This is a genomic window from Herbidospora sakaeratensis (assembly GCF_001570525.1).
GTDB lineage: Bacteria > Actinomycetota > Actinomycetes > Streptosporangiales > Streptosporangiaceae > Herbidospora > Herbidospora sakaeratensis.
Genome location: NZ_BBXC01000028.1, coordinates 62,934 through 81,175, shown reverse-complemented (window position 1 = coordinate 81,175; position 18,242 = coordinate 62,934). Strand labels below are relative to the sequence as shown.

Sequence of the window (18,242 nt, the reverse complement as noted above, 5' to 3'; positions counted from 1 at the left end):
CAGGTGAGCGACGACGACAAGCTGCGCTACTTCCTCCGCCGGGTGACGGCCAACCTGCACGAGACCCGTCAGCGGCTCGACGAGATCGAGGCGGCGGCGAGCGAGCCGATCGCGATCGTCGGCATGGGCTGCCGCTTTCCGGGCGGGGTCCGGAGCCCGGGGGACCTGTGGGAGCTGCTGACCGGCGGCGTCGACGCGATCGGCGGGTTCCCGCACGACCGGGGCTGGGACCTGGACGAGCTGCTCGGCCCCGACGGGACGTCCCACGTGCGCGCCGGCGGGTTCGTCGAGGGCGCGGGCGAGTTCGACCCGGGCTTCTTCGGCATCAGCCCGCGTGAGGCGGTGGCGATGGACCCGCAGCAGCGCATGCTGCTGGAGGTCGCGTGGGAGGCGCTGGAGCGGACCGGGATCGACCCGCAGTCGTTGCGCGGCTCGGCCACCGGCGTCTTCGCCGGGGCGTCGTCGTCGGGGTACGGCTGGGGGCTCGGCGCGGAGACCGAGCTGGAGGGCCATCTCGTCACCGGGACCGCGAGCAGCGTGTTGTCGGGGCGCGTCGCGTACACCCTCGGGCTCGAAGGACCGGCGGTCACGGTCGACACCGCCTGCTCCTCGGCGCTGGTGTCGCTGCACCTGGCCGCCCGCGCGCTGCGCGCGAAGGAGTGCTCGCTCGCCCTGGTGGGCGGCGTCTTCGTGGCGTCCACCCCGGTCATGTTCACCGACTTCAGCGCCCAGCTCGGGCTGGCCCCCGACGGCCGGTGCAAGGCGTTCGGCGACGGCGCCGACGGCATGGGCGTGGCCGAGGGCGCCGGCATCGTGGTGCTGGAGCGGTTGTCGGACGCCCGCCGCCACGGCCGCCGGGTGCTGGCGGTCGTCCGGGGCAGCGCGATGAACCAGGACGGCGCCTCCAACGGGCTGACCGCCCCCAACGGGCCCGCCCAGCAGCGGGTCATCAGGGCCGCGCTGGCCGACGCCCGGTTGTCCCCGGCCGACGTGGACGCCGTCGAGGCCCACGGCACCGGCACCGCCCTGGGCGACCCGATCGAGGCCCAGGCGCTGCTGGCGACCTACGGCCAGGAGCGGCCCGAGGACCGGCCGCTGCTGGTGGGCTCCATCAAGTCGAACCTCGGCCACCCGCAGCAGGCGGCGGGCATGGCCGGAGTGATCAAGATGGTGCTGGCGCTGCGGCACGGCCTGCTGCCCCGCACCCTGCACGCCGACGCGCCCTCGCCGCACATCGACTGGTCGGCGGGCCACGTGCGGCTGCTGACCGAGGCGACGCCCTGGGAGCCGGGGGAGCGGCCCCGCCGGGCGGGTGTGTCCGGGTTCGGCATGAGCGGCACGAACGTGCACGTCATCCTCGCCGAGGAACCGGCGGCCGAGCCCGCCGAGGACGTCGCCGAGCCGTCGCCCATCCTCTTCCACGACGCCCCGCCGGTGTGGCTGGTGTCGAGCCGCTCGGAGGCCGGACTGGCCGAGCAGGCGCGGCGGCTGGCCGCGTTCACCGGGGACGGCACGGATCGGGACCCCGTCGACGTCGCCTGGTCGCTCGCCACGACGCGGTCGGCGTTCGAGCACCGGGCCGCCCTGGTCGGCGCGGATCCGGCCGATCTGGCGGCTCTCGCCACGGGCGGGCGCGGCCCCGGGCTGGTCTCGGGCGTGGCCGCCCGTACCGGCAGGAAGGTGTTCGTCTTCCCCGGTCAGGGCACGCAGTGGGCCGGGATGGGCCGGGAGATGCTGGCGGCCTCGCCGGTGTTCGCGGCCCGCTTCGCCGAGTGCGCCGACGCGCTCCGGCCGCACGTGGACTGGGACCCCGCCGACGTCCTGCTGGGCAGGGACGGCGCGCCCGGCCTGGAGCGGGCCGACGTGGTGCAGCCGGTGTTGTGGGCCGTGATGGTGTCGCTCGCGGCGATGTGGGAGGCGGCCGGGGTGCGTCCCGACGCCGTCGCCGGGCACAGCCAGGGCGAGATCGCCGCCGCCTGCGTGGCCGGGATCCTGTCGCTGGAGGACGCCGCCCGGGTCGTCGCGGCCCGCAGCCGGGGGCTCTCGCGGCTGGCCGCCTCGGCCGGGATGCTGTCGGTCGTCATGCCGGTCGCCGCCGTCGAGGAGCTGCTGGCCGGCAACGACGACCTGTCCGTGGCCGCCGTCAATGGGCCCGCGACGACCGTCGTCTCCGGCGACCTCGACGCGCTGGCCGTGTTCGAGCGCGAGTTGTCGGCCCGGCGGGTGCTGCGCTGGCGCATCCCGGAGACCGACTTCGTGGCCCACTCGCCCCGCGTGGCCCCGCTGGAGGACGCGCTGGCCGGGGACCTGGCCGCCGTCGAGCCTCGGCCGGGCCGGATCCCGCTGTACTCGACGGTGACCGGCGCGCGGGTGGAGGGCCCGGAACTCGGCGCGGCGTACTGGTACGCCAACGTCCGCGAGCGGGTGCGGTTCCAGGACGCCGTGCTGGCGCTGGCGAAGGACGGCCACCGCACCTTCGTCGAGGTGTCCCCGCACGCCGTGCTCACCGCCGCCATCGCCGAGACCCTCGACGACGAGGGCCCGCTGGTCACCGGGACGCTCGACCGCGAGGACGCCGGGCCGCGCCGCTTCCTGACCGCCCTGGCCCGCCTGCACACGCGCGGCGTCCCGGTCGACTGGACGGCGGTGCTGCCCGCCGGGACCGTCGTCGAGCTGCCCACCTACGCCTTCGCCCGGCACCGCTACTGGCTGGCCCCCGCGCGGCACGCGTCCGCGCCCGTCCCCGGCGAGTGGCGCAGCGAGACCGAGGCCCGCTTCTGGGCCGCCGTCGAGAACGCCGACCTCGACGGGCTCTCCGGCCTGCTGGCCGTCGGCGCCCGGCCCCTCGACGAGCTGCTGCCCGCGCTGACCGCGTGGCGGAGACGCGAACGGGCCCGCTTCGCCACCGAGTCGTGGCGCTACCGCGTCTCGTGGACGCCGATCCCCGACCCGGCCCCCGGACGGTTGTCCGGCACCTGGCTCCTGGTGTCCGCCCCCGGCCACGACCTCACCGAACGGCTGCGGCAGGCCCTCGAAGACCGCGGCGCCGACGTGGTCGGCGAACTGACGCCCGGCACGCCCGTCGCGGGCGTGGTCTCCCTGCTCGCCCTCGACGAGACCCCCCACCCCGGCTTCCCCGACGTCACCGCCGGCCTCGCGGGCACGCTGGCGCTCATCCAGCGGGGCCTCGACGCCCCGCTCTGGATCCTCACCCGGGGCGCGGTCGCGGCGGCCCCCGGCGAGGTGCTGACCGCGCCCGCGCAGGCCCAGGCGTGGGCGCTCGGCCGGGTCGCCGGGTTCGAGCACCGCGACCGGTGGGGCGGCCTGGTCGACCTGCCCGAGGTGCTCGACGAGCGGGCGGCCGACCGGCTGTGCGCGATCCTGACCGGAGGGCCGGGCGAGGACCAGACCGCCGTGCGGCCCGGCGGCGTGCTCGGCCGGCGGCTCGTGCCCGCCCCGGCGCGCGACGGCCGCCGGTGGACGCCCGGCGGCACCGTGCTCGTCACCGGCGGCACCGGCGCGATCGGCGGCCACGTGGCCCGCTGGCTGACCACCCGCGACGCCGCCCGGGTCGTGCTGACCAGCCGCTCCGGCTGCGCCGCCCCCGGCGCGGCCGCCCTGGCGGCCGAGGTCGCCGAGGCCGGGACCACCGTCGAGGTGCTCACGGCCGACGTCGGCCGCCGAGACGACGTCACCGGCCTGCTGCGCCGCATCGCGGCCACCGGGCCGGACCTGTCCAGCGTCATGCACACGGCCGGGGTCGTCGACAACGGCGTCATCGCGCGGCTCGACCCGGCCCGGCTGGCGGCGGTGCTGGCCGCCAAGGCGACCAGCGCCGACCTGCTCGACGAGCTGACCGGCGACCTCGACGCGTTCGTGCTGTTCTCCTCGGCCGCCGCGACCTTCGGCGGCGGCGGCCAGGCCAACTACGCCGCCGCCAACGCCCACCTCGACGCGCTCGCCGAGCACCGACGGGGGCGCGGCCGGACGGCCCTGTCGATCGCGTGGGGGCCGTGGGCCGGCGGCGGCGTCGCCCAGGCGCGCGAGGCGACCCGCAAGCGGCTCGACCGGAACCGGTGGGAGGTCCTGATGGACCCCGCGCTGGCCGTCCAGGCGCTGGCCGGGGCGGTCGACGGCGACGACACCGCCCTCACCGTCATGGACGTCGACTGGTCGGAGATGGCCGGCGCGCCCGGCATGGCCGACCTGCACACCGTGCCGTTCGTGCGCGACCTGCCCCAGGTCGGGCGGCTGGCCGAGAGCCGCGAGACGGGACCGGCGGGCGCCGCGCCGACCGGCGGCGACCTGGCGCGGCGGCTCGCCCGCCTGTCACGGGCCGAGCAGGACCGGCTCCTCGTGGACGTCGTCCGGCGCGAGGCCGCCGCCGTGCTCGACTACGCCTCCCCGGAGGAGGTGGACGCCGCCCGCGCGTTCAGCGACCTCGGGTTCGACTCGCTCACCGCCGTGGAGCTGCGCAACCAGGTCGGCGCGGCCACCGGGCTGCGGCTGCCGGCCACCCTGCTGTTCGACTTCCCGACCCCGCTCGTGCTCGCCGCTTACCTGCGCGGCGAACTGCTGGGCGACCTGGCGGCGGCCGCCGCCCCGGTGGCGACCGCCCCCCTCGACGACGAGCCGATCGCCGTCATCGGCATGGCCGGGCGTTTCCCCGGCGGCGTCGACGGCCCCGAGAGCTTCTGGGAGCTGCTGGCCGCCGGCCGCGACGGCATCTCCGGCATCCCGCTCGACCGGGGCTGGGACGTCGACCACCTCTTCGACCCCGACCCCGACAACCCGGGGACGGCCTACGTCCAGGCCGGCGGTTTCCTGCGCGAGGCCGGGCTGTTCGACCCGGGGTTCTTCGGCATCAGCCCCCGCGAGGCGCTGGCCATGGACCCGCAGCAGCGGCTCCTGCTGGAGACCTCCTGGGAGGCGCTGGAGCGGGCCGGCATCGACCCGCGCTCGCTGCGCGGCTCCGCCACGGGCGTGTTCGCGGGCGGCTACTCCTCCGGCTACGCCACCGGCCTGCAGCTGGCCCCCGCCGGCACCTCCGGGCTGGAGGGCCACATGGTGACCGGCAACGCCGGCAGCGTCATCTCCGGCCGGGTCTCCTACACGCTCGGGCTGGAGGGGCCGTCCATGACCGTGGACACGGCCTGCTCCTCGTCGCTGGTCGCGCTGCACCTGGCCGGTCAGGCGCTGCGCTCGGGCGAGTGCCGCCTCGCGCTGGCGGGCGGCGTGACGGTGCTGGCCACCCCGGCCGAGCTCGTCGGGTTCTCCAAGCAGCGCGGCCTGGCCGGGAACGGGCGCTGCAAGTCGTTCTCGGCCGAGGCCGACGGCATGGGCATGGCCGAGGGCGCGGGCGTGCTCGTGCTGGAGCGGCTCTCCGACGCCCGCGCCAACGGCCACCCCGTCCTGGCCGTCATCCGGGGCACCGCCGTGAACCAGGACGGCGCGTCCAACGGGCTGACCGCGCCCAACGGCCCCTCGCAGCAGCGGGTGATCAGGGCCGCGCTGGCCAACGCCGGGCTGACCCCCGCCGACGTCGACGCCGTCGAGGCTCATGGCACCGGCACGGTGCTCGGCGACCCGATCGAGGCGCAGGCGCTGGCCGCCGTCTACGGGCGGGACCGCGACCCCGCCCGGCCGCTGTGGCTGGGCTCGGTGAAGTCGAACATCGGCCACGCCCAGGCCGCCGCCGGGGTGGCCGGGGTGATGAAGATGGTCCTCGCCCTGCGGCACGAGCGGCTGCCCGCCAGCCTGCACGCTCAGGAGCCCTCCCCGCACGTCGACTGGGCCGACTCGGGGCTGCGGCTGCTGACCGAGCCGGCGCCGTGGCCGTCGGACGGTCGCCCCCGCCGGGCCGGGATCTCCGGATTCGGCATCAGCGGCACCAACGCCCACGTCATCGTCGAAGAGGCCCCCTCCGACGAGGAGCCTTTCGAAGAGGCGCCCGCGGAGCCCGGCGCCGCGCCGGTGTGGCTGGTGTCGGCCCGCACCGAGGCCGCGCTCGCCGCCCAGGCCGACCGGCTGGCGGACTTCGTGACCGCCCGCCCCGGCCTCGACCCGGCCGACGTGGCCTGGTCGCTGGCGACCACCCGGTCGGCGTTCGAGCACCGGGCCGTCGTCACCGGCGACGACCTCCTGGCTGGCCTGCGGTCGCTGGCCGACGGCACCCCCGCGCCCGGCGTCGTCACCGGCGCGGTCCCGGCCGCGCCGCCCCGGGTCGGCTTCGTCTTCGCCGGTCAGGGCGCCCAGAAGGCGGGCATGGGCCGCGACCTGTACGCCGCCTCGCCGGTCTTCGCCGCCGCGTTCGACGAGGCGTGCGCCCTGCTGGAGGCCGAGCTCGGCCTGCCGGTCAGGGAGGTCGTGCTCGGCGTCGACGAGGACGACGCGCGGGCCCACCAGACCGTCTTCGCGCAGACCGGGCTGTTCGCCGTCGAGGTGGGCCTGGTCGCGCTCCTGGCGGCGGCCGGCGTCGTGCCCGAGGCGGTCGCCGGGCATTCGGTGGGGGAGGTCGCGGCGGCGTACACGGCCGGGGTGCTCACCCTGGCGGACGCCTGCCGCCTGGTCGGCGCGCGGGCGCGGCTGATGCAGGCGCTGCCCGAGGGCGGCGCGATGGCGGCGGTGGCCGCGACCGAGGCCGAGATGCTGGCCGACCTCGCCGGGCGGCCGGACGTCTCGCTGGCGGCGGTGAACGGCCCGTCGTCGGTGGTGATCTCCGGCGACGAACCCGCCGTGGCCGGGATCGTCGAGAGCTGGCGGGCGCGCGGCCGCCGGGTGCGCCGCCTGCGGGTCAGCCACGCGTTCCACTCGGCCCACATGGACCCGGCCCTGGACGCACTCGGCCGCGCCGCCGCCGGTCTGGAGCTGATGGCCCCCGCCCTGACCTGGGTGGGGGCGCTGACCGGCGAGGTCGTCGAGGTGCCCGAGGCGGGCTACTGGACCGAGCAGGCCCGCCGCCCGGTCAGGTTCGCCGACGCCGTCACGACGATGGCCGCCCGGGGCGTGTCGGTGTTCGTCGAGATCGGCCCCGACGCGACGTTGTCGGGGCTGGGGGCGGCCGTCCTCGACGCCGCCGCGTTCGTCCCCGTGCGCGGCCGCCCGATCGAGGCGCTGGCCCGCGCCCACGTCGTCGGCGTGCCCGTCGACTGGGCCGCCGTGCTGCCCGCCCGGCGGCCGGTCGAGCTGCCCACCTACGCCTTCCGGCATCGGAACTTCTGGCCCGGCGGCCCGCAGGTGCTGCGCCCCGGCGCGGCCGCGGTCGCCGGATCCGCGGCCGAGGCCGGGTTCTGGGCCGCGGTCGAGAACGGCGACCTGGCCGCCCTGGCCGGCACGCTCGACCTGGCCGACGCGGCCGGGCTCGGCGCGGTGCTGCCCAGCCTCACGTCGTGGCGGCGGCGCGAACGGGACGCCTCGGCCACCGGCCACTGGCGTTACCGCACGTCGTGGACGCCGCTGACCGACCTGCCGCCGGCCCGCCCGGCCGGGACCTGGCTGGTGGTCGGCGACGACCTGGCCCCGGAGTGCGCCGACGCGCTGACGGTCCGGGGCGTCCGGGTCGACCGCGTCACGCCGGACGGGCTCGACCGGGAGTCGATCGCCGCCCTGCTCGGCGCCCGCGCGTTCGACGGGGTGGTGTCGCTGCTGGCGCTGGCGGACGGGCCGCTCGCCGGGGTGACCGGCACGCTCGGGCTCCTCCAGGCGCTCGGCGACGTGGGCTCGGCCGCGCCGTTGTGGGTGGTGACCCGGGGGGCGGTGGCCGCCGCCCCGGCCGACCCGCTGACGGCCCCGATCCAGGCGCAGGTCTGGGGGCTCGGGCAGGTCGCCGCGCTGGAGCATCCCGACCGCTGGGGCGGCCTGATCGACCTGCCCCCGGTCCTCGACGACCGGGCCTCGGCCCGGCTGGCCTCGGTGCTGGCCGGCGCGGGCGAGAACCAGGTCGCCATCCGGGACGCCGCCGTGCTGGGCCGCCGCCTGGTCCGGGCCGGCGAGGTCCCCGCCGGGCCGCGCTGGACGCCCCGGGGCACGTCCCTGGTGACCGGCGGCACCGGCGCGATCGGCGCGCGGGTCGCCCGCTGGCTGGCCGGACGCGGCGCGGAGCGCGTCGTGGTGTCGAGCCGCTCGGGCCCCGGCGCGCCCGGAGCCGGGCACCTGGCGGCGGAGCTGGCGCTGGCCGGCACCACGGCGGCGATCGTCGCGGCCGACGTCGCCGACCGTGCCGACGTCGCCGGGCTGCTGGCCGGGATCGCGGCCGGCGGGCCCGCGCTGCGAACGGTCGTGCACACCGCCGGGGTCCTGGACGACGGCGTGCTCGACCGGCTGGACGCCGACCGGCTCGCCGCCGTGCTCGCCGCCAAGGCGGGCGGCGCGGCCCACCTCGACGAGCTCACCGAGGACCTCGACGCGTTCGTGTTGTTCTCCTCCTCGGCCGGCACCTTCGGCGGGGGCGGCCAGGGCAACTACGCCGCCGCCAATGCCTACCTCGACGCGCTGGCGCAACACCGGCGCGGCCGCGGCCTGCCCGGCGTCGCGCTGGCCTGGGGCCCGTGGGCCGGGGGCGGCATGGCTCAGTCGGGCGACGCGGCCCGCCAGCGCCTCGACCGTGGCCTGCTCACGGCGATGGACCCCGACCTGGCGCTGCGGGTGCTCGGTCAGGCCATGGACGACGCCGGCGCGCTGACCGTCATGGACGTCGACTGGGCCCAAGCGGTCGCCCGGATGGCCGAGCTGCGGCGCCTGCCGTTCGTCCGGGACCTGCCGGAGATCCGCGCCCTCCCGGCCGCCGCCGGTCCGGAGCCCGGCACCGGCCTGGCCCGCCGCCTGGCCGGCCTCGACCGGGCCGCGCGGGAACAGGCCCTCGTCGACCTCGTCCGGACCGAGGCGGCGGCGGTGCTGGGACACCCGTCCGCCTCGGCGGTCGACGCCGAACGGGCCTTCGGCGACATCGGCTTCGACTCGCTCACCGCCGTGGAACTGCGCAACCGGCTGACCGGCCTGACCGGCCTGCGGCTGCCGGCCACGCTCGTCTTCGACCACCCGACCCCGCGCGCGCTGGCCGAACTGCTGCGGGCGGAGCTGCTCGGCGACGCCGACGGGCCCGACCGGGCCCGCGGCCCGGTCGCCGTCGACGGCGACCCCATCGCCGTCGTCTCGATGGCCTGCCGTTTCCCCGGCGGCGTCCACGACCCCGAAGCGTTCTGGCAGCTGGTCGCCACCGGCGCCGACGCGGTCTCGGCCTTCCCGGCCGACCGGGGCTGGGACCTGGAGAGCCTCTTCGACGCCGATCCCGGGCGGTCCGGCACGTCGCACGCCCGCGCCGGCGGGTTCCTGCACGACGCGGCCGACTTCGACCCCGGCTTCTTCGGCATCAACCCGCGCGAGGCGCTGGCGATGGACCCGCAGCAGCGCATCCTGCTGGAGACCTCGTGGGAGGCGCTGGAGCGGGCGGGCATCGAACCGCGGTCGCTGCGGGGCAGCGACACCGGCGTGTTCGCCGGGGCCGGGTTCTCCGGCTACGGCGTCGGCGCGTCCGGGCTGGAGGGCTACCAGCTCACCGGCATGGCCGCCAGCGTCATCTCCGGCCGGGTCTCCTACACGCTGGGCCTCGAAGGCCCGGCGGTGACGGTCGACACGGCCTGCTCCTCGTCGCTGGTGGCGCTGCACCTGGCCGCGCAGGCGCTGCGGTCGGGCGACTGCTCGCTGGCGCTGGCCGGCGGCGTGACCGTCATGGCGGTGCCGACCGGCTTCTCCGAGTTCTCCCGCCAGCAGGGCCTGTCGTCCGACGGCCGCTGCAAGGCGTTCGGCGCGGGCGCCGACGGGACCGGCTGGGCCGAGGGCGCCGGGATGTTGCTGCTCGAACGGTTGTCCGACGCCCGGCGCAACGGCCACCGGGTGCTGGCCGTGCTGCGCGGCAGCGCCGTGAACCAGGACGGAGCCTCCAATGGCCTGACCGCGCCGAACGGGCCGTCGCAGCAGCGGGTCATCCGCGCGGCGCTGGCCGCCGCCGACGTGTCGGCCGCCGACGTGGACGCCGTCGAGGCCCACGGCACCGGGACGACGCTGGGCGACCCGATCGAGGCGCAGGCGCTCTTGGCGACGTACGGGCGGCACCGCGACCGGCCCCTGTGGCTGGGCTCGGTGAAGTCGAACATCGGGCACACGCAGTCGGCGGCGGGCGTGGCCGGGGTCATGAAGATGGTGCTGGCGCTCCGGCACGACCTGCTGCCGCCCACCCTGCACGCCGGCGAGCCGTCGCCGCACGTCGACTGGTCGGCGGGCGACGTGCGGCTGCTGACCGAGCCGGTGCCGTGGCCGAAGGGCGACCGCCCCCGCCGGGCCGGGGTGTCGTCGTTCGGCATGAGCGGCACCAACGCCCACGTCATCCTCGAAGAGGCGCCCCCGGCCGACGAACCCGCCGCTGAGAGCGGGCCGCCGCCGGTGCTGCCGGGCGTGCGAGCCTGGCCGATCTCAGCGCGCACCCCGGAGGCGCTGAAGGCCCAGGCCGCGCGGCTGACGGCCGCCGACGCCGACCCGCTGGACGTGGGCTGGGCGCTGGCGACGACCCGGACCGCCTTCGAGCACCGCGCCGTGGTCGTCGGCCCCGACGGGCTCGCGGCCCTGGCCGAGGGGCGCTCGTCGGGCGACGTGGTGAGCGGCGTGGCCGGTCCGGCGCGCCCGGTGGTGTTCGTCTTCCCCGGCCAGGGTTCGCAGTGGGCCGGCATGGGCCGGGAGCTGTCTGAGGGCAGCCCGGTGTTCGCGGCCCGGCTGGCCGAGTGCGACGCGGCCCTGGCCCCGTACGTCGACTGGTCGCTCCATGACGACCTCGACCTCGACCGGGTCGACGTCGTGCAGCCCGCCCTGTGGGCCGTGATGGTCTCGCTGGCCGCCGTCTGGCAGGCCGCCGGAGTCCGCCCGGCCGCCGTGGCCGGGCACTCGCAGGGCGAGATCGCGGCGGCGGTCGTCGCCGGGATCCTGTCGCTGGAGGACGCCGCCAAGGTGGTGGCGCTGCGCAGCAGGGCGCTGACCGCGTTGTCGGGCCGGGGCGGCATGCTCTCGATCGGCGAACCGGCGCACGTCATCGAGGCGCGGATCGGCGACTGGGACGGCCGCGTGTCGGTGGCGGCGGTCAACGGGCCCGAGGCCACCGTCGTCTCCGGCGACGTCGCCGCGCTGGCCGAGATCGCGACCGCGTGCGAACGGGCGGGTGTGCGCACCCGCCTGCTCCCCGTCGACTACGCCTCGCACGGCCCCCAGGTCGAGGACCTGCGCGCGGAGATCCTGACCGCCCTCGACGGCATCGTCCCGCGCCCGGGTTCGATCCCGCTGGTGTCGGCGCTGACCGGCGAGGTCCTCTCCGGCGCGGACGCCGGCCCCGGCTACTGGTACGCCAGCCTGCGCGGCACGGTCCGCTTCTCCCGGGCCGTCGAGACCCTGCACGACGAGGGCCACACCGTCTTCGTCGAGGTCTCCCCGCACCCCGTGCTGACCGCCGCCATCAGCGCCACCCTCGACGGACGGCCGCAGGACGGCGATCCGCCGCTGGCCGTCGGCACCCTGCGCCGCGACGACGGCGGGCCCGGCCGGGTCATGCGGTCGCTGGCCGAGGTCCACGTCCACGGCGTGCCGGTCGACTGGCGGGCGGTGCTCACCCCCGGACGCTCGGTCGACCTGCCGACCTACGCCTTCGCCCGCGAGCGCTTCTGGGCCGAGGGGCTGCTCGCCGCCCCCGCCCGGACCGGCGACCCGGCCGAGGACGCCTTCTGGTCCGCCGTCGACGACGGCGACGTAACCGGCCTGGCCGACACCCTGGGCCTCGACGGGCGGCGGCTCGACGAGGTGCTGCCCGCCCTGACGTCGTGGCGACGCCGCTCGCGCAGCGCGGGCTGGCGCTACCGGATCACCTGGGTCCCGGTCGCCGTCCCCGCCGCGACGCTCAGCGGGACCTGGCTCGTGGTCGCCCCCGAGGGCGTCGACGCGGCCCCCGTCGCCGGGGCGCTGGCCGCCCGGGGCGCGGACGTCGTCTTCGACCCGGCCGCCGGACCGCTGGCCGGCGTGGTCTCGCTGCTGGCCATGGACGAGACCCCGCTGCCCGCCCACCCCGTGGTGCCCGCCGGGCTGGCCGCCACGGTCGACCTGATCCGCGCCCTCGACACCACGGCCCCCCTCTGGGTGCTGACCTCCGGCGCCGGCCCCGCGCAGGCCCAGGTGTGGGCGCTGGGCCGGGTCGCCGCCCTGGAGCACCCCGACCGGTGGGGCGGCCTCGTCGACCTCCCCGAGGTCCTGGACGACGCGGCGGCCGACCGGCTCGTCGCGGTGCTCGCCGCGAGGACCGAGGACCAGGTGTCCATCCGGCCGGCGGGCGTGCTGGCCCGCCGCCTGGTCCGGGCCCCGCGCCCGCGCGACCGCAACCCGTGGACGCCGCGCGGCACGGTCCTGATCACCGGCGGCACGGGGGCGATCGGCGGGCGGCTGGCCCGCCTGGCCGCCTCCCGGGGAGCCGCCCGCGTGGTGCTGACCAGCCGCTCCGGCCCGGCCGCCGCCGGGGCCGCCGCCCTGGCGGCCGACCTCGCCCTGGCCGGCACGCCGGTCGCGGTGATGGCCGCCGACGTCGGCGTGAAGACGCAGGTGGCCGGTCTGCTGACCTGGATCGGGCCCGATCTGAGCTCGGTCTTCCACGCGGCCGGCGTCGGCGGCGGCGACCCGCTGCGCACGCTCGACGCGGCCGGGCTGCACGCCTCGATGGCCGCCAAGGCCGGCGGGGCGGCTCACCTCGACGCGCTCACCGGCGACCTCGACGCCTTCGTCACGTTCTCCTCCGGCGCGACCACCTGGGGCAGCTCCCACCTCGGCGGCTACGCCGCCGCCAACGCCTCCCTGGACGCCCTGGTCGAGGACCGGCGCGCCCGGGGCCTCACCGGCACGTCGGTCGCCTGGGGCCTGTGGGGCGGCGGCGGCATGGCCGAGGGCCGGGCCGGCGAGGTGCTCCAGCGGATGGGCCTGCGGGAGATGGACCCCGGCCTGGCCGTCGGCGCGCTGGCCGAGGCGCTCGACCACGGCGAGGCGCTGCTCACCGTCGCCGACGTCGACTGGGCCGCCTTCGCGCCCGTCCTCACCGCGCAGCGGCCCAGCCCGCTGATCGCCGACCTGCCGGAGGCCCGTCGCGCGCTGGCCGAGGCGGAGCCGTCCGAGGAGGGCCCGGCGGGCAACGAGCTCGCGGCCCGGCTGGCCGGGCTGAACCGGGCCGAGCAGCTCCGTGTGCTCACCGACCTGGTGCGGGCCGAGGCGGCCGTCGTCCTGGGGCACGCCTCGCCCGGGGCGCTGGCCGCCGGGCGGGCGTTCAAGGAACTCGGCTTCGACTCGCTGACCGCCGTCGACCTGCGCAACCGGCTGACCGCCGCCACCGGCACGAGCCTGCCCGCCACGCTGGTCTTCGACTACCCGACCTCGGCGGCGCTGGCCGGCCACCTGCGCTCCCGGCTGCTGGGCGACCGCGACGACGCCGTGGTGGTGACCGCGACCGCGAGCGACGAGCCGCTCGCGATCGTCGGCATCGGCTGCCGGTTCCCCGGCGGCGTCCAGAGCCCCGACGACTTCTGGCGGCTGCTCGCGGCCGGTTCCGACGTCGTCGCCGGCCTGCCCGACGACCGGGGCTGGGACCTGGCCGCCGTGCTCGACGCCGCCGGGACGCCGCCGCGCGGCGGCTTCGTCTACGACGCCGGGCTCTTCGACCCGGGCTTCTTCGGCATCAGCCCGCGTGAGGCGCTCACCATGGACCCGCAGCAGCGGTTGCTGCTGGAGACCTCCTGGGAGGCGCTGGAGCGGGCCGGCGTCGACCCCACGCTGCTGCGCGGGTCGGCGACCGGCGTGTTCGTCGGCGCGTCGTGGTCGGGCTACGGCCTCGACCAGGGCACGGGCGGCGACAAGGGCCATCTGCTGACCGGCACGTCGAGCAGCGTGTTGTCCGGGCGGGTGTCCTACGTGCTGGGCCTGGAGGGCCCGGCGGTGTCGGTGGACACGGCCTGCTCGTCGTCGCTCGTCGCGCTGCACCTGGCCGGTCAGGCGCTGCGGTCGGGCGAGTGCACGCTGGCGCTGGCCGGGGGCGCGTTCGTGGCCGCCACGCCGGTGATGTTCACCGGCTTCAACGCCCAGCTCGGCCTGGCCGCCGACGGCCGCTGCAAGGCGTTCGGGGCCGGGGCCGACGGCATGGGGATGGCCGAGGGCGTGGGCGTCCTGGTGGTCGAACGCCTCTCGGACGCCCGCCGCAACGGCCACCCGGTGCTGGCGGTGATCCGGGGCGGCGCGGTCAACCAGGACGGCGCGTCGAACGGCCTGACCGCGCCCAACGGCCCGTCGCAGCAGCGGGTGATCCGGGCCGCGCTGGCGAACGCGCGGCTGACGCCGGGCGACGTCGACCTGGTGGAGGCCCACGGCACGGGCACGGTGCTGGGCGACCCGATAGAGGCGCAGGCGCTGCTGGAGACGTACGGGAGAGACCGGGACCGCCCCCTGTGGCTGGGCTCGGTCAAGTCGAACATCGGCCACACCCAGGCCGCGGCCGGGATGGCGGCCGTCATCAAGACCGTGCTGGCGCTGCGGCACCAGGAGATGCCGCGCACTCTGCACGCCGACGAGCCCTCGCCGCACATCGACTGGTCGGCGGGCGACGTGCGGCTGCTGACCGAGCCCGTCGCCTGGCCTTCGGGCGGCCGCCCGAGACGGGCCGGGGTGTCGGCGTTCGGGATGAGCGGCACCAACGTCCACCTCATTCTGGAGGAGGCCCCCGACGAGGCGGCGGCCGGCGAGCCGCCGCGACCGGCCGTGCTGGCCGACCCCGAGCCGTTGTGGTTGGTGTCCGGGCGCACCCCGGCCGCGCTCGCCGCGCAGGCGCGGCGGCTCGGCGCGCTCGCCGACGCCGATCCGGCCGACGTGGGCTGGTCGCTGGCGACCGGCCGCGCGGCGTTCGAGCAGCGCGCCGTCGTCGCCGGGGACCTGACGGCGGGCCTGGCCTCGGTGGCCTCCGGCGCGCCCGCTCCCGGAGTGGTGACCGGCGCCGCGCCCGCCGGGCGGCCGCGCGTCGCCTTCCTGTTCGCCGGTCAGGGGGCCCAGCGGGCCGGGATGGGCCGTCGCCTGTACGCGGCCTCGCCGGTCTTCGCCGCCGCCTTCGACGAGGCGTGCGCGGCGGTCGAGGCGGATCTCGGCCTGCCCGTCAGGGAGGTCGTGCTGACCGGCGACGAGCACGACCCGCGCGCCGACCGGACCGTGTACGCCCAGACCGGGTTGTTCGCCGTCGAGGTCGGCCTGGTCGCGCTGCTGAAGGCGGCCGGGGTGGTGCCCGACGCGGTGGCCGGCCACTCGGTCGGCGAGATCGCGGCCGCCCACGCGGCGGGGGTGTTGTCTCTGGTGGACGCGGCCCGGCTGGTCGCCGCGAGGGCCCGGCTGATGGAGGCGCTGCCCGAGGGCGGCGCGATGGCCGCCATCGAGGCGCGTGAGGACGAGCTCGACGGCGGTGTGGCCGTCGCGGCCGTCAACGGCCCCACGTCGGTGGTCGTCTCGGGCGACGCGGCGGCCGTGGACGCGGCCGCCGAGACCTGGCGGGAACGCGGCCGCCGGGTGCGCCGCCTGCGGGTCAGCCACGCCTTCCACTCGGCCCTGATGGACCCGGTGCTCGCCGGCCTCGACGCGGCGGCGGCCCCGCTGGAGCACGCCGCGCCGACGCTGACCTGGGTGGGCGCGCTCACCGGCGAGGTCATCACGGAGCCCGACGCGGGCTACTGGGCCCGGCAGGCACGCGGCGCCGTCCGGTTCGCCGACGCCGTCGCCACGCTCACCGCCCAGGGGGTCTCGGTGTTCGTCGAGATCGGCCCCGACGGAACGTTGTCGGCCATGGGATCGGCGGTCGCCGACGACGGCGTGTTCATCCCGCTCCAGCGCCCCGACGTGTTCGCCCGGGACGCGCTGCTGACCGCGCTGAGCCGCGCCCACGTCACCGGCGTCGGCGTCGACTGGCCCGCCGTGCTGCCCCACGGACGCCGCGTCGACCTGCCGACCTACCCCTTCGACCACGAGCGGTTCTGGGTCCGCGGCGAACCCGCCGCACCCGCCGCCGGCAGCCCGGAGGAGCGGCGGTTCTGGACGGCCGTCGAGGACGGCGACGTCCACGCCCTGGCCGAGACGCTGGCCGTGGACGACCGCGAGCGGCTCGACGGCCTCCTGCCGATGCTGGCCTCCTGGCGGCGCAGGGAACGCGCGGACGCGGAGGTCGCCGACCGCCGCTACACGATCTCCTGGACGCCGCTCGCCGACCCGCCCGCCCTCGTGACCGGGACCTGGTTGGTGTTGTCCCGGGGCGCCCACGCCGGTCTCTTCACGGAGGCGCTGGCCGCACGCGGGGCCGAGACGGTCGTCGTCGAGGTCCCCGACCACGAACAGGACCGCAAGGCCGTCGCGGCCCGCATCAGCGAGGCCGCCGCCGACGTCACGGGCGTCGTCTCCCTCCTGGCCCTGGACGCCGACCCGCTGGACCACCACCCCACGGTGGCGGCGGGCGCGGCCCGGACGCTGGCCGTCGTCCAGGCGCTGGGCGACCTGGGGATGACCGCGCCGCTCTGGGTCGTGACCAGCGGCGCGGTCACCACCGGCCCCGCCGACGCCCCGGTCACGCCGATGGCGGCCCAGGTCTGGGGCCTCGGCCGGGTGGCCGCTCTCGAACACCCCGAGCGGTGGGGCGGTCTCGTCGACCTGCCCGCGGTCGTGGACGAGGAGGCGGCGGCCCGGCTCGCCGGAGTGCTGGCCGACGCCGGGGAAGACCAGGTGGCCGTCCGGAAGAGCGGCCTGCTGGCCCGCCGCCTGGTCAGGCCCGCGCCCGCCCGGACCGGCGGACGCTGGGCCCCGGCCGGGACGGTCCTGGTCACCGGAGGAGGCGGCGCCCTCGGCGGGCGCACCGCCCGCTGGGCCGCGAGCCGCGGCGCCGGACGGGTCGTGCTGACCGGCCGGTCGGGCGCGACCGCGCCCGGGGTGGCGGCGCTGGCGGCCGACCTGGCCTCCGGCGGCGCCGACGTGGCCGTGCTCGCCGCCGACGTCGCCGTGCGCGACCACGTCGCCGGGCTGCTGCGCCGCATCGCGGCCACCGGCCCCGCCCTGACCTCGGTCTTCCACGCCGCGGGCCTGCCCGAGGCGATCCCGGTCGACGAGGCCGACGCCGCCGGACTGGCCGCCGTGACCGCCGCCAAGGTCGGCGGGGCCCGCTGGCTCGACGAACTGACGACCGGCCTGGACGCCTTCGTGGTCTTCTCCTCGATCTCCGCCACCTGGGGCAGCGGCCACCAGCCCGGCTACGCCGCCGGCAACGCCTACCTGGACGCGCTCGTCGAGAACCGGCGGGCCCGCGGCCTGACCGGCGCCTCGGTCGCCTGGGGCCCGTGGAGCGGTGGCGGCATGGCCGGCAGCGACGGCGCGCAGACCGCCCTGCGCTCCCGCGGCCTGCGTTTCCTCGACGGCGACCGGGCCGTCGCCGCGCTGGCCTCCGTCGTCGACGGCGGCGGCGGGGTGGTGACCGTCGCCGACGTCGACTGGGCCCGGTTCGCCGAGGTGTTCACCCTGCGGCGGCCCAGCCCGCTCCTCAGCGGCCTGCCCGAGGTGCGCGACGCCCTCGAAGCACCCGGATCCGACGCCCCGGAGCCGGACGGTTCGGCCCTGGCCGCGCGCCTGGCCGGCCGGTCGGCGGCGGAGGCCGACCGGATCCTGGTCGACCTGGTCCGCGCCGAGGCCGCCGCCGTGCTCGGCCACACCTCGGCCGACCCGGTCGGCGCCGGCCGGGCGTTCCGCGACCTCGGCTTCGACTCGCTGACGGCCGTCGAACTGCGGAACCGCCTCAACGAGGCCACCGGACGGCGGCTGCCCGCCACCGTCGTCTTCGACTACCCGACCCCCGCGACGCTCGCCGCCCACCTCCGGTCGGCGCTGCACCACGACGAGGACGCCGCGCCGCAGGTGTTCACCGAGATCGACACGCTGGAGTCGGTGCTCGCCGCGATCCCGCCCGGCAGCGACCTCCGCGCCGACGTCACGGCCCGCCTGCGGACCGTCCTGTCGAAGTGGATCGGCGCCGGCGAGACCCCCGACGAGCAGCAGGCCGCCGGACGGCTCGAGGCCGCGACCACCGCCGACGAGGTCATCGACTTCATCGAAAACGAACTCGGGGTGTCGTAGATGGACCGCCCGGCGCGTGACCCGAAGGGAACCTC

1 protein-coding gene is annotated in these 18,242 nt (G+C 77.6%); it reads left to right on the top strand.

From position 1 onward, the window contains the following. The first annotated feature begins 3 nt into the window (after positions 1–3). Positions 4–18,207, top strand: a complete 18,204-nt coding sequence (locus AW271_RS36380; protein ID WP_218008266.1) for a type I polyketide synthase — start codon at positions 4–6, stop codon at positions 18,205–18,207. Positions 18,208–18,242: the final 35 nt, after the last annotated feature.